A 14,126-nucleotide genomic window follows, 5' to 3' on the forward strand; every position below is an offset into this window, starting at 1 on the left:
CTGTGAGAAACCCATTCCGCATAAGAGCATCCCAGCGTTCGGTGAGTGATGAACAGTTCGTCAGACTGTTCGGGCCTGGAGCTTTGGATGTCGTCGACGACAAAGAAGATCCGTTTTCCGGACTAGTCTTCTTTCGAAGCGCTCCTGGGGGCGGAAAGACAACCTTGCTGCGAATGATGCTGCCGCGCCCGCTCGAGCTCGTTGTGTCGTTGCGGGAAGATCAGCAGGTCAAGCCAACGTTCGATGTCTTGAGTAATCTCGGTGCCGTAGATGAAAACGGAGCCAAGTTGCTTGGTGCCATGATTTCGTTCTCGACAGAGTATCAAGATTTGGCGCAGATCGATCGCGGCAATGGGTTATTCAGATCGCTTCTGGATTCTAGAATCGTCATCGCGACGCTCCGATCACTCCTTGATCAAAGTGGACGACTATATCCGGATGATCTGAAAACATTGCGAGTCACTTGGGAACCAGAGTCTGGAGCAACTGTGCCTGCATCCGCGAGTGGAACAGAGCTGTTCGAATGGGCTTCTGAGATCGAACGCAATTTTTATGACACGATGGATGATCTAGGGGAGCCAGATGCACTCCAAGGTGGCCATACAAGGCTCGACAGTCTCAAGTGGTTTGCCCGGGCGAGAATGTTCGATGGGCGCGGAGAGGTTCGGTCCCGACGAATTCTCCTTTTCGACGAACTTCAATTCTTGGACAATGCGCAACGCAAAAGTCTGATAAACCTTGTAACCAATGCACGGGAGCCCTGCGGTATTTGGATTGCCGAGCGCCTCGATGCGATGAGCCACCAAGACTTGTTGACCGAAGGTGCCTTGGAGAAACGCGATTACGACTCCGTCATCCAGCTTGAAACACAGTGGTCCGGAAAGCGGTCATCTGGTTTCACGCGATTTGCCGAGCAAATTGCCAATCTCAGGGCATCCAAGGCGGACGGTTTTGAAGGGAGAGAGTTCTTCCCTTTGGTAGCAAACGAGGAAGAGCTGGCGCAAGGTGAGAATAGATACGGCGAGAAGTCATCCGAGATCGAGACGCGACTTGTCGAGAAGACCGCCGGTGATAGCCGCTATGAAGAATGGATTTCTGCCGCTCGAGAAGATCGCAGAGATGCGATTTCATCAGCTATTAAGTGGCGGTCCACAGAGATCCTGATCGAGCGGGACCTAAGGCGGAGCCAGGCGTCATTCGCATTCGACGTTCTGCCGGCTGATGAACTCGATGAAAAGGAAAAGGCCGTTTCGAGGGCCGCTGAGCATTTCCTAAGAACCGAAATGGAAACTCCGCTGTACTTTGGAAAAGACACGCTAGCGGCAGTGGCGAGTTCGAACATCGATCAGTATCTTGAGGTAGCTGGAGCGTTGTTCGAAGAGATTTCTGCAAAGATCACCGGTCCAAGGAGCATTCCGCGTTCGTTGTCAGCAGAACGACAGGATGCGATAATTCGTGAAGTCGCCGAGTTAAGATGGGAAGGCTTGGTCCGGCGCCTGCCCCAGGGCTACGATGCAAAGAGATTTCTGGAAGCTCTTGGCAAATACTGCCGTGATCAGACCTTTCGCCCAACCGCTCCCTATATGCCGGGAGTCACCGGGTTTGCGATATCCATGCAGGATCGAAATACGCTGGCAAATGAAGATGAAAAAAAGATCAAGCATCTTCTTCAATTGCGAAATGTCGTCACTTCCCTAGTTGCGCATAACTTGATTACCCCGCATTTGGATCGGAAGGCGAAGGGAAAATCCTACATGGTTTTCTATCTGAACAGATTGCTATGTGTGAAATTTGGCCTGCCGCTTGGATATGGGGGCTGGCGTGAGCAATCGCTTGGAACACTTCATCGCTGGATGGAGCTCGGCGACATAGGGGAGCAGTCGGACAGGGAGCCGAGGCTTGTCTAGCGAGGTCACTATCATGCGTTGGGACCCCTATATCTTCCGTCAGGGTGAGGATTTTGATGCCTTTTGGCAGAAATACGCAAATGAACCTTCCAAGCGTTTCTTGTTTGTGCTTGGGCGTGGGTACGACCCGAGGGCTCTATCTGTTTTGGATAAGATCGTGGAGTTTGGTGGGGAAGTCGATGTTTGGTTGCTTGCCTTCGACAACGGCTTCCAAGACAGCGAATTAAGAATCCAGCTCACTCTCGAAAACGTTAAAAAACTCGAAGCTTTGGTCGGCGCATCGAAGATTCGCGAGATTGAGGTCTCACTCGGACGCTCCGGGAAAGGTAACGCCACTTCTAGGAACGTGCGGCAGGCATTGCGCGCCGCGGGTTCTTTGGGCGTGTATACTGACGTTGTGGTGGACATTAGCGCTATGCCCAGGATGGTGGCGCTAACGGCGGTCGCATCTCTGCTCCACGAGCTTGACAAAATGAGTGTAGATGGACCGGACGTAAATCTCCATGTGACGACCGCCGAGAGCGTGTCGGCTGACATCGGCGCCGCGCGAGGTACGCTCCGTGATGACGTCACCAACGTGATCGGTTTTGGCGGGCAGCTTGATAGTGAATCGACCGATCAGATTCCTCGGGTATGGTTTCCGGTGCTCGGCGAACAGCAAGGAATTAGGCTGTCGCGCATCCGAGACAAATTGAACCCTGACGAGATTTGCCCCGTGATCCCTTTTCCAACTAGAGAACCACGACGCGGAGACGAGATCATTCGGGAGCATCGGCAACTCTTGTTCGAAGAGTTCCAAGTCGAACCAGGCAACATTCTAAGAGCATCAGAGTATAATCCGTTCGAAGCTTACAAGCAGATATTTGCCGCCATGGACCGGTTGACGTCCGACATCTAAATTGCGCTTTTGCGACAAAAAGCGCATTTTTAAAATGCGGTCAGAAGACAACTGGAAGTCCGGCACTCAAAGAACAAAGGGCGGTGCAAATGCACCGCCCTTCTTGTTTCTAGGGTTTCTGTGAGGTCATACCTCGAGATCGATCACGTCCTCCCTCAAGTAGAGGTAGCCGTAATCTACCCCATCCGGCGAAAACGGAGTAATCTTGGCCTGTCGAAGCCGGGCTGACAGCTTTTGCCATGTCGTGCCCCTGGCCTTTGCCAAAGTCCGGAGGGTCACGAACTTTGCGTGAAACGCCTTTGCATCCGCGTCGGTGATGTATCGCTGGAGCGCTTTTGTTTTCCGGTTTTGGATTTGTGTCGTTGGCGTGTGGCCATTCTTGACCAGGCGGTTCAGGAAAACGGGCTGGCCAAGACCGATTGCCTTGGTGAAGACCTGCAGAGACATAGCCGTCGGCTCATCGCTCCCCAATGCTTGCGCGACCTCTTCGTGATAGACGTGAATCGATTGGTATCCCTCAAACTGAACATTCCGCGCAACGCGTCGGACGCGGCCATCGGCGAGGGCTCGAATAATGTCGCCGGGTTCGCATTTTAGCCGCATGGCACACTTAGCGATGTGTTCCCAGCCATGTTGTGCCTGGTGAAGTGTCTCGGCACCATTCAAGATTTTATCGAGGAACTTTTGGCCATCACGTGGATCCCAGACATGTTTTGTATTGGCGTTTTCCAAGGCGGGCGCGAGCATCCCGTCTTTCACGAGTAAATCGAACTGATACCGAGGCAGCTCAATTGATGCCGCAAAGTCTTTTGCCGTCATAAAGGCAACCAACGGCTCTAAAAGTTGATCCGCCCGTTGCGCATCAAAGACAGCCCATGCATCTGGCATGTTGCGATCAATCATATCTTTGGCTTCGAGCATTTTGCGCAGTCGACGACTGTCGATACCAGTCGCTGCTGATGCGGTTGCCACAGAATGTAGGCGCCTCTCTGTGACAGGCTCCCCCATAAGTTCATCGCCGGGACCCAAAGGCCACGTCTGGGTCAAATGCGTAGCCAAGAGAGAGCGGAACTTCGCGTAATCCGGGTCATCAGCATAGTCGTGGGTCAATCGATCATAGAGGATCGGGAATACGGCCTTCGGCCCCATCCTTGGCTCCGCCGTCCGGTTCAGTTTTTGTAAGGCGTCGAGAATGGGCTGTTCGCCAAGAGATGCGACCTCAAAGCCCATTTGAGAACAAGCCCAATCAGATCCATCAGCGACCTTCTGCGGAGTAATCCCTTCAAGTCGCAGTAACGCAAACCCAAAGAGGCGGCAGAAATTTGCTGCGGCATGCAGAGGAAATTGGTCAAGCCAGTTCGAGACGGCTTTTGTACCGGTCAGTCGATCATTGAGCCAGAGGTCGAACTCTGTTGGTTCCCGGTCTTCTCCCCCTGCACAATCTTTCAACTGATTGGCGGAGATATCGCGAAAGCGCGCCGCGGTGTCATAGCGGATGGTCGGTTTCGGTTCCTTCCAGAGTGCAACAAGCGCCTGCTTATGTTTTAGGCATATGGAGACCTGCGGAACGAGCCAATCAGCTCGGTAGGTCATGGCGCGATGTGGCGGAAGCTGGGATTGTGCAATGTCTTCCTTCAAGCAAGACAGACAGCCACGCACCTCTGATGTCAGTAGGTGCCGACTAGGAAAAAGGTGCCCTGCAAGCTTGCGTTTTGTCCTGGAAACTTTTGAGGGTTGCCATGCTTCAAGTTCGTCGGCCTGCGTCCCTGCCAAGTTGGCCAGCAAGTGAATTGCCTCAGAAGCACCATCCAAAATCTTTTGAAATGGCACTCCGATATCCTGCCCAAAATCGATGGCAGGGGTGCCGCCGACGGCGGCGACACGAGACATGAACGCGAAGGCTGGTTCCCGCTCAGCGGGGGTGAGGTGTAGCGGTGATCGCGCATGATTGATCATTGCTTAGGACTGGGCCTTTTTCTGTCCGGTGACGAGACAAATGGCCTGTCCCCTCAACTGAAATACTTGTCTGCTTCCCCGACACCAAAGTTTTCCAGAGCTGCTCTGTCAATACCATGCCCCTCGGGACGGGTCAGAATAGTCGGAATGAATGGCCCTCGGTAGTCCATCATAAAGTTGCCTTCATGGCTCCTCAGCTCGCCATTCACCTCCTGCGCCAACAGTAGGAAATCAACCAGATATTGAACACCATTGAATAGGGCGCTTCGCTCCTGTTCTGAAAGGTCTACGATGGATTTCAGGTCGATCACTTGGTTCATCAAAGCGGCGAATTCCTGTTCTGTGAAATCTGCAGGGAGATGCTTTGCAAAATCGATAAGGTTCATGGTGGTCTCCGTTTCTATTGGGGTGGGGAAAAGCTGTAAACATCTTGCGCCCGGCTGAATTATCCAATGGTGTGAAAGTCACTGCGAGTGAGGGCTTTCATGGACGGCAAATCATATATCCTCTTTTGATTACCTTGTCGGGATCTCAATCGACCGTGTCTGCGGGTCTAAAACCTCGTCGAGGATCAACTCGCCCATAAAGCTGCGATTGTATGTCCCGAGCCGATAAAACCGGCTCCAACTGCGTGCCCAGCTATTTTGGGGATCTAGGCGAAGATATGGCGATGTAAAAATCCTGGCACCGTCAGACAGCCTTGGATGGTTTGCCACGCGGCCATATAGACGGGCGCAGCCGTCAACCTCGACGCCGGGGGACCAGTCCTCCAACAACGGCGCGTTTGCGAGGACTTCTGCCGTCGGCGTCGTCTGGCTGAGCCCCTCCACTTTGTTTAGGATATCAAGCAAAGTCGGGGGCTCTGCCCGGTCGCGTTGCGCGTCAAGCCTGTACTCATTGACGATGAAACGCAGGCATCGGCTGAGCCTGATTCCTGGGTTGCCGTCGGGCCCCTCAGCTGCCCCAAGCAGACTGCGGATTAGATTGATTTCATCTTGAAAAGGCCAAAGGGGATCGAAGGGTTGCTCGTCAATAGTCATGCTTATGCCTAGGAGAAATCAACCTAAAACGCAAGAAAAAATATCGCTTAACATATTGAAATATAACGGTTTAGTTTTTTTCGCAAATCTAAAAGCCGTCAATATTCGGCACCAAACCCTTTACCCGTAGAGCGGACGCCTCCGAGGCTGAGAATTTTTCGCAACCCCGAAAATCGTGCATTTTGAGCACCACCCCCTCCGATACGCGAAGCGGATGCTCGCGAGGCTAAGAATTTTTCGCAAAAGCTAAAGCCCCCTTGACATCGGTAAATTATTGCCACCCATCGGATACGATTCAAGTTGGGCTTTTGCTTCACGCTTTTGGTGATGTGATGCCCGCAAAACAACCAAAGGGCGCGTTTTCGACGAATCGTGGCGCTCAGAGGAACAAAGCCATGCAGCCAATTTCCGGTTAAGGTGGCGTTTGAGAACAATGCGGCCATCTACCATGCCATAATCATCTGCAATCACCGCCTTCTGACTATCTGAAAAATCCGGATGGGGGCCAATGACCATTTCAAAATAGCTGTGCCAGTCGGCATCCTCAGCACTCTTGACTGCAGCCGGATGCGTGCCGCTAATGTCGCAGATCCCCGAAAACAGAAAGTCTTTGAAGACGTTATCGATTTCGCACCAAGCGCCGACATGCCAGCGAAATCCGTCATACCCGATCGCATGCGGTGCGATCCGCCGCCAAACGGGGTCAGGACGGGACAGAGACTGATAGCTGATCTCGATTGAAGTCTCGCTGCGGATGGCACGCAAAACGTTCTGCAAGACCGCTACTGGCACGCCACGCATCGGAATAGGAAAGGACCCAAAATCCGGAAACAGGCCGATCCAAGAGTTTTCGCGCGCGACAATGCCTTCGGAGACGGACCGAAGTTGGGTAAATAAGACGTGGTATCTTGCTCCAAAAATTGCGGAGAAAAACGGTCAGTGGGTTCGTATGTCTTGCTGAGCCGGTTGTATTCCATGTTGCCGGGCGCCTGTGTCAGATACTGCCCAAGGTCGAGTGCTGCCTGGTTTTTGGATATACTGAACTAAGGGTCTGTGGACATTCAGGATTCCCAAGCTGGCTGAAATCTGATTCAAGCTTCCAAAATGGAGGTTTGAATGAACGAAGAGCGGTTTGTGTTGACAGATGAGGTCTGGGTCCGCCTTGCGCCCCACTTGCCTGGCAAGCAAGGCGATGCGGGTGCGACGGGCAAGGATAATCGTCTGTTTCTGGAAGCCGTTCTGTGGCGTGTGCGGACTGGGTTACCGTGGCGCGATCTGCCTTCTGATTTCGGCAACTGGAACAGCGTGTTCCGACGGTTCCGCAGATGGGCTGAGGGCGGCGTTTTCGAGCGAATTTTCGAGGAAATCAGCGGCACTCCCGATTTCGAATACGCAATGATCGATGGCACGATTGTTCAGGCTCACCAGAAGGCGAGCGGCGCAAAAGGGGGACACAGCATCAAGCCATTGGACGCTCGCGCGGCGGATTGACCACTAAGATCGTTGCTTTGGTCGATGCGCTCGGAAACCTGGCCAACTTCGTTCTCCTGCCCGGTCAGGCTCACGACATGAAGGGCGTCGAACCGCTCATCGATGGCGTTGCCTTCGATGCTCTATTGGCCGACAAGGCGTTCGATGCCGATTGGCTTCTCACCGAACTCGATGCGCGCGGAGCCACCGCGATCATCCCACCGAAAGCGAACCGCAAGTTCCTGCGCGATTACGATAAGCACGCCTATAAGTGGCGGCACTTGATCGAGAATTTCTTCGCAAAGATCAAGGAATTCAGAGCCATAGCGACCCGCTACGAAAAGACAACGTCCAGCTACGCCGCCAATTGGCATCTCGCGGCTGCCATCATCGCCTCACGATGAATGTCCACAGACCCTAACGCATAAGATCACTGCGGTTCACACGCCCTTCCCACAGCAGGCGAAACTCGATGAACGTCAACCTTTGCTCAATTGACCACTTGATTGGGCTATTGCCGTCGTTCACCCTGCCTCCTATGCGCACAGATTCAATATGCAACCAGATTATGGTCTCACTGTATCAGTCCGAGACTGGCCGACAAGTCATGGAATCCATACTGACACTTATGAGTGGAACGCTTATCGATAGAGATGTGCTGCGGACGCGCAACGGACGGGCACACCCATGGACTTCTATCTTGAGTCGAATAGGGTCGACCTTCAAGACAGATGTGAGTGACAGCCTTTGAAAACAGACCAAATGCTCAATGGGATCGACTGTATCTGCTTCGATCTGTTCGGCACCTTAATCGAGATCACGGATCGTCGGCGCCCCTTCGCGTCGATGCTGCGCCGCATGCCGCGCCAGAAGGTCGATAGGTTTCGTCGGCTTACGATGACCACCGGGTTGTCGCTTGCGGAAATCAACGAGGAAATCGAGGGCGGCGCAACGATCGCTCATCTTTTAGAAGCTCAGTTTGCGATCGCCCGTGAAGTGATATCGGCACGGCTAAGACCAGGGGTGTTGGCGGCTCTTCGTGAGCTGCCGATCCCTTATGGCATATGCAGCAACCTCAGCCCCGAATACGCGCGCCAGTCGCGGGCGGGGGCGACGGTGCCATAGCCGCTGACACGCGCGATAATCTCGGATCGTTCGACGGTTATCACGCGCACAAGGGCAGGTGGCCGTGATACATCAGAGCCCTGTGGCAGGGTTTTCAGATTTCCCGAATATAGGATGGCGACCAAACCAAGGGCGGAAGGAACGGCGATCATCAACGCGCGCCCGAAAATCTTGCTGAAACTAGCCATCTGGGAATCCATACATTCAAAAAACTGATTGTAGTATGAAAGAGGAAGCCCGAGATGGCTACAAGGAATTCAGCGGGCGATCACAGATAAGGCGGTGTGCAGGCCGATATCACGATGGCAGGCCTGTCCCCGATATTCCTGAAGCGGTGCGGGTCTTGTGAGTTGAACAAATAGGCGTCGCCAGGCTTCAAAATGCGGGTGGCTTCGCCGACGGTTACTTCAAGTTCTCCGGCGATGACCACGCCGCCTTCGTTTCCGAAGTGTTCAAGCATGGTCTCGCCTGTATCTGCACCGGGTTCATAGGTTTCGTGCAAGATTTGCAGATTGTTCGAGCGCGCATCCCCGACCTGTTTCAGGGTAACCCGCCCGGAAATGGTGTCATGTTCACGGTAAATGCGCGATGTCAGATCGCGAAACGTATTCGGTGTAAAGAAGACATCACCGTCGTTCGGGGCATCCGGCTCAAAAAACTCGGACATACCTATGCCTAATCCGCCCAGAATCTTGCGCAAAGAGGCGACAGAGGGGCTGCTTTTGTTCGTTTCGATCATCGAAATTTGCCCGTGGGGTACGCCTGCGGCATCGGCAAGCTGCCTTTGGGAAAGGTTGCTCGCGATCCTGAGCTCTTTTAAACGATTGCCGACGTCAAATTCCGACATATTGCCCCGCTTCTCACTGTGTATCGCAGATTTTCAGGCTTTTTGCGCAAGGTCAACAAAATCTATTGCTCAAATAATTGAGCAAATGTAACGTGAATGTACAGAATCAGGAGAGATCGACATGACCGTTGCTGCAAAACTTAAGGAACGTAGGGATCAGGCGGTGGCGCAGGGTGTTGCCACGCGGGGTATTTATGCGGCGCGCGCTGCGAATGCAGAATTGTGGGACGTGGATGGCAAGCGCTATATCGATTTTGCAGCAGGAATTGCGGTCAACAACACAGGGCACCGGCATCCCCGGCTCATGCAGGCCGTAGCCGAGCAGTCCGAGGCCTTCACCCACACCTGTTTTCACGTTGCGCCTTACGAAGGGTATGTGCGCTTGGCCGAGCGGCTGAACCTTGCGACCCCGGGTGACTTCGAAAAGAAAACGATGCTGGTTACGACCGGTGCCGAAGCGGTTGAAAACGCCGTGAAAATGGCGCGGGCCCATACCGGACGTTCTGGCGTGATCGCTTTTAGTGGCGCATTTCATGGTCGGACGTTGATGGGCATGGCGCTGTGTGGAAAGGTCGTTCCCTACAAAAAAGGGTTCGGTGCTATGCCGCCCGAGGTGTATCACGCACCGTTCCCGAACGCATATCATGGCGTCACACCAGAACAGAGCATTGCCGCTTTGGAAGGGTTGTTTAAATCCACCATTGATCCGTCGCGCGTCGCGGCTTTCATCATCGAGCCGGTTCAGGGCGAGGGCGGTTTCAATATTGCCGATGCAGGTTTCCTGCGCCAACTGCGCCAGATCGCCGATGCGCATGGCATCGTTCTGATCGCCGACGAGGTGCAGGCTGGCATGGCGCGCACGGGCAAGATGTTCGCGTTTGAACATGCCGGTGTTGCCGCCGATCTGGTGACGATGGCAAAAGGACTGGCTGGCGGGTTCCCCTTGTCGGCCGTGACCGGTCGGGCCGAAATCGTGGATGCTGCCCCGATTGGCGGGATCGGCGGTACCTACGCCGGTAATCCCTTGGCTGTTGCTGCGGCAAATGCTGTTCTGGACGTGATCGAAGAAGAAGGCCTGTGTGCCCGCGCCACATGGTTGGGCGATACGATCAAATCACGTCTGCAAATCATTGCCGACCGTCAGGGCATGGAAATGATCGGTGATGTGCGCGGCTTGGGGGCGATGGTCGCGTTCGAGCTGGTCACAGACCGGGATAGCAAGACGCCGGATGCGGCTATGACAAACGCGATTGTGGCCGAAGCGGAAAAGCGCGGCCTGATTATCCTGCCCTGCGGCACCTACGGAAATGTCATCCGTTTGTTGCCGCCATTGACCACCCCCGAGGCCCATGTGGCCGAGGCGCTGGACCTGCTGGAGGCCTCGATCGAGGCCGCCGCAGCCCGGCCAGTTGCGGCTTGACCGGTGGGGGACGGCATGCACCAGAATTATATCAACGGGCAGTGGGTTGGCTGCGAAGAAAGCCTTGAAAACCGGAACCCGTCCGATTTGACCGATCTTATCGGTCAATATGCCAGCGGGTCGGCCGCTGATCTGGATCAGGCCGCGCAGGCGGCGGCTCAGGCTGTTCCTGCGTGGGGGCTGTCGAACCCGCAGGTGCGTGCGGATGCTTTGGAACGGATCGGCGCAGCGATCCTGTCGCGTAAGGGCGAGTTTGGGCACATGCTGGCACGGGAAGAAGGTAAAACCCTGCCTGAAGCTATCGGCGAAACCGTTCGCGCGGCTCAGATATTCAAGTTCTTTGCGCAAGAAACCCTGCGGATCGCTGGCGATGCCATCGACTCTGTAAGGCCTGACGTCGATGTCATGGTTACTCGCGAACCGGTTGGTGTCGTCGGTGTGATTACGCCCTGGAATTTCCCGATCGCGATACCTGCGTGGAAAATTGCTCCGGCACTGTGTTACGGCAATTGCGTTGTTTTCAAGCCGGCTGAATTGACACCGGGGACGGCCCATCTGCTGGCGCAGATCATTGCCGAAGCAGAGTTGCCTGTGGGTGTCTTTAATCTGGTCATGGGGGCAGGGTCTGTTGTTGGGCAGGCGATGGTCGAACATCCTCTGATCGATGCGATTTCCTTTACCGGATCCGTGCCTGTCGGTCGGGCCTTGGCCGTCGAGGCCGCGCGAGGCCTGAAAAAGGTCCAGCTTGAGATGGGGGGCAAAAACCCCATGGTCGTGATGGACGATGCAGATATGCCCCTTGCGATCGAAGCCTGCCTGAATGGTGCATTCTATTCCACGGGACAACGTTGTACCGCCTCGTCGCGCCTGATTGTGCATCGTGCAGTGTATGATGATTTCTGTGACCGGCTGGTCACCGCCGCTGCGGCGCTAAAGGTCGGGCATGCGTTGGGCGCGGGCACTCAGATCGGGCCGGTGGTCTCTGAAAAACAGCTCCGTTCTAATCTGGCCTATGTCGATCTTGCGCGCGAAGAAGGCGCCGAGGTGTTTGGAGGCGAGCAGATCAACGCCCCGACCGAAGGATTTTTCCAGCGTCCGGCCATTTTCCGGAACGCGCAAAACTCTATGCGGATCAGCCAAGAGGAAATCTTTGGTCCTTGCGCAAGTGTGATTGCAGCGGATGATTTCGATCATGCGCTGGCCTTGGCGAACGACACAGCGTTTGGCCTGTCATCAGGGATATGCACCGGAAGCTTGAAATATGCCCGCGAATTCCGTCGCAAATCCACTGCGGGAATGGTGATGGTAAACCTGCCAACGGCCGGTGTTGATTACCATGTGCCCTTCGGCGGGCGCAGGGGCTCTTCTTTGGGGTCTCGTGAACAGGGCCGGTATGCGGCAGAGTTCTATACAAGCGTGAAAACATCCTACGTATTTGCGGGCTAGGGCGATGAAAAACGCAATTCTGGCCATTAACCCCGGTACGACCACAACGCGTTGTGCGCTTTTCGAATGGTCGAACGGAACGTTGTCGGTGATTGCCGAGGCAACGCTGGATCATGATGAAACCCAGATGGCGCGGTTCCAAACGATCCCCGAGCAGTTGCATTTTCGTGCCCGTTGTGTCGCGCAATTCCTGTCCGATATTCCCGTTCCGATCAGGCTGGTCGCCTGTGCAGGGCGGGGCGGGATGCTGACCCCTGTGCCTGCGGGGGTGATCCGTGTTGATCGCGATCTGGTGAATTTTGCCCTGTATTCTCCGTTGCATCAACATGCCAGCAATCTGGGTGCGCCACTGGCTGATGCCATAGCCCACGCACACGGGGTGCCCGCCTTTGTCGTTGACCCTGTCAGCGTGGACCAGTTCAGCGATGTGGCACGTATTTCGGGTGTGCCTGAATTGCCGCGTTTCAGTTTCGGCCATGCGTTGAACATTCGCGCATGTGGCCGCCGGTTGGCGGCGGACCTGAACAAACCCTTTGGTGATCTACGCGCAGTGGTGGCGCATCTGGGGGCGGGGTTTTCGATCGCGGCCCTTGATGGGGGGCGGATCGTGGATAATACAAACCGCATGGAAGCCTCTCCTTTTACACCGGAAAGGTCAGGCGGAGTGCCGCCGCTTGCGTTGATTGATCTGTGTTATTCGGGCCGGTTTACCAAGGATGATTTGAAGAAAAAGCTTTATGGCAATGGTGGTTTGCAGGCGCTTTTGGGAACCAAGGACGTGCGTCGTGTCGAAGCGATGATTGCCGAAGGCGACAGCAATGCCGCGCTTGTGTTCGAGGCTATGATCTATCAGATCGCCAAGGCGATCGGGGCAATGAGCAGTGTGTTGAATTTCGATCTGGATGGGATCATTTTGACCGGTGGCTTGGCCAACAGTTCGCGTGTACGTGACATGCTGCAGGCAAAAGTGGGCCGGATCGCAAATCTGGTGCCCTATCCCGGCAGCGATGAATGTCTCGCCCTTGCAGAGGGCGCAGCGCGGGTGCTGTCCGGTCAGGAAATACCTATGTCCTGGGCGCAATTGGCACCAAGCCAGCGGGCTGCACAATGAACAGGGTGCAGAGTTTTGATGACCTTTTGGTGCAGGCTGCGCATCAGGGGCCGGTTCAAATCGCCGTCGCGGGCGGGGCCGATGAACAAGTCGCGATCGCATTGGCCAAGGCCTTCGAAATGGGGCTGGTGCTGCATGCCACGGTCACCGGTGATCCGGAGCAGGTCATGGCGTTGTTGCCAAGTTCCGCCCAGCATTGTGTGACGGTTCTGGCCGCGCAAACACCGGCTGATATGGCAAGGCTGGCCGTGTCTGAAATACGCGAGGGACGAGCGGATATCCTGATCAAGGGGGCCGTGGACAGCGGTGCCTATCTAAAAGCAGTGGTGAACCGCGATACGGGGATCGCCGTCTCGCGGGTTTTGTCCAATATCTCCATCGCCGAGCTTCCGGGGTTCGGGCGATTGATCGGGGCGACGGATAACGGCATCCTTCCTGCCCCGACCTGCGAACAAAAACGGGCGATCATCCAAAACAGCGCCGCCTTGTGGCGTGGTCTGGGGGTCGTAAATCCCAAAGTGGCGCTGGTCGCGGCGACCGAAAAGGTTACCCCAGCGATGCCTGCTACAATCGATGCTGCCACATTGGTACGACAGGGTGCCAACGGGTTCCTTCTGGCGGGGCCGATGGGCTATGATATGGCGATCAGCCCACGGGCTGCTGCGATCAAGGGCGCGGCTGCCGACGGTGTATCCGGTTGCGCCGACATGTTGGTTTTTCCGAACATCGAAGCTGCGAATGCCGTGGTAAAATCGTGGAAATTCCACGCCAATGCACAGACCGGATCAATTGTTTTGGGGGGCAGGGTTCCGATCCTGCTCAATTCCCGTTCCGACGGGGCGCAGGCGCGCTTGAATGGATTGCTGCTGGCCATCGCCATGTTACGAGGGCAGCAATAGCCTTGCG

Annotated in this window: 12 protein-coding genes and 1 pseudogene; 8 read left to right on the forward strand and 5 right to left on the reverse strand. The window is 55.1% G+C overall.

All coding sequences use genetic code 11. The features are described from left to right. Positions 1-41: 41 nt before the first annotated feature. Positions 42-1,907, forward strand: a complete 1,866-nt coding sequence (locus ACGYLI_RS13970) for a hypothetical protein (protein ID WP_133119789.1) — start codon at positions 42-44, stop codon at positions 1,905-1,907. A 13-nt stretch (positions 1,908-1,920) separates the two neighbouring features. Next, positions 1,921-2,805, forward strand: coding sequence for a hypothetical protein (locus ACGYLI_RS13975; RefSeq protein ID WP_394419634.1), 885 nt, complete (start codon positions 1,921-1,923; stop codon positions 2,803-2,805). A gap of 126 nt (positions 2,806-2,931) precedes the next feature. Here the strand turns inward: ACGYLI_RS13975 and ACGYLI_RS13980 are convergent, their stop codons facing one another. From ACGYLI_RS13980 to ACGYLI_RS13995, 4 genes are all read right to left on the reverse strand, one after another. Next, complete coding sequence (locus ACGYLI_RS13980) at positions 2,932-4,761, reverse strand: TniQ family protein (RefSeq protein WP_394419635.1); 1,830 nt, start codon at positions 4,759-4,761, stop codon at positions 2,932-2,934. A gap of 53 nt (positions 4,762-4,814) precedes the next feature. Then, positions 4,815-5,147, reverse strand: coding sequence for a hypothetical protein (locus ACGYLI_RS13985; protein ID WP_394419636.1), 333 nt, complete (start codon positions 5,145-5,147; stop codon positions 4,815-4,817). A gap of 129 nt (positions 5,148-5,276) precedes the next feature. Continuing rightward, a complete protein-coding gene (locus ACGYLI_RS13990; protein WP_394419637.1) occupies positions 5,277-5,801 on the reverse strand; it encodes a DUF6634 family protein in 525 nt (174 codons plus the stop codon). Positions 5,802-6,047: 246 nt separating this feature from the next. Then, positions 6,048-6,602, reverse strand: a complete 555-nt coding sequence (locus tag ACGYLI_RS13995) for a WYL domain-containing protein (protein ID WP_394419638.1) — start codon at positions 6,600-6,602, stop codon at positions 6,048-6,050. A 315-nt stretch (positions 6,603-6,917) separates the two neighbouring features. On the opposite strand from ACGYLI_RS13995, the pseudogene ACGYLI_RS14000 reads away from it, so the two are divergent. After that, a pseudogene (locus tag ACGYLI_RS14000) lies at positions 6,918-7,675 on the forward strand (IS5 family transposase). A 358-nt stretch (positions 7,676-8,033) separates the two neighbouring features. After that, positions 8,034-8,396, forward strand: a complete 363-nt coding sequence (locus ACGYLI_RS14005) for a hypothetical protein (RefSeq protein WP_394419639.1) — start codon at positions 8,034-8,036, stop codon at positions 8,394-8,396. Between the two features lie 268 nt (positions 8,397-8,664). Here ACGYLI_RS14005 and ACGYLI_RS14010 read toward each other — a convergent pair whose 3' ends face one another. Next, complete coding sequence (locus tag ACGYLI_RS14010; RefSeq protein WP_394419640.1) at positions 8,665-9,243, reverse strand: cupin domain-containing protein; 579 nt, start codon at positions 9,241-9,243, stop codon at positions 8,665-8,667. Between the two features lie 121 nt (positions 9,244-9,364). On the opposite strand from ACGYLI_RS14010, the gene gabT reads away from it, so the two are divergent. Genes gabT through ACGYLI_RS14030 form a run of 4 tightly spaced genes read left to right on the forward strand, consistent with a single transcriptional unit; the run spans position 9,365 to position 14,119 of the window. Next, a complete protein-coding gene (gabT, locus tag ACGYLI_RS14015) occupies positions 9,365-10,663 on the forward strand; it encodes a 4-aminobutyrate--2-oxoglutarate transaminase (RefSeq protein ID WP_394419641.1) in 1,299 nt (432 codons plus the stop codon). Between the two features lie 15 nt (positions 10,664-10,678). Further along, positions 10,679-12,109 carry an aldehyde dehydrogenase family protein gene (locus tag ACGYLI_RS14020; protein ID WP_394419642.1) on the forward strand — a complete coding sequence of 477 codons (1,431 nt, stop codon included), beginning with the start codon at positions 10,679-10,681 and terminating at the stop codon, positions 12,107-12,109. 4 nt (positions 12,110-12,113) lie between these two features. After that, the gene (buk, locus tag ACGYLI_RS14025; RefSeq protein ID WP_394419643.1) at positions 12,114-13,220 is read left to right on the forward strand and encodes a butyrate kinase; all 1,107 of its coding nucleotides are present in this window, start codon (positions 12,114-12,116) and stop codon (positions 13,218-13,220) included. 29 nt (positions 13,221-13,249) lie between these two features. After that, a complete protein-coding gene (locus tag ACGYLI_RS14030) occupies positions 13,250-14,119 on the forward strand; it encodes a phosphate acyltransferase (protein ID WP_394419644.1) in 870 nt (289 codons plus the stop codon). Positions 14,120-14,126 lie beyond the last annotated feature (7 nt).

The organism is Sulfitobacter sp. 1A13421 (assembly GCF_043557285.1).
GTDB lineage: Bacteria > Pseudomonadota > Alphaproteobacteria > Rhodobacterales > Rhodobacteraceae > Sulfitobacter > Sulfitobacter faviae.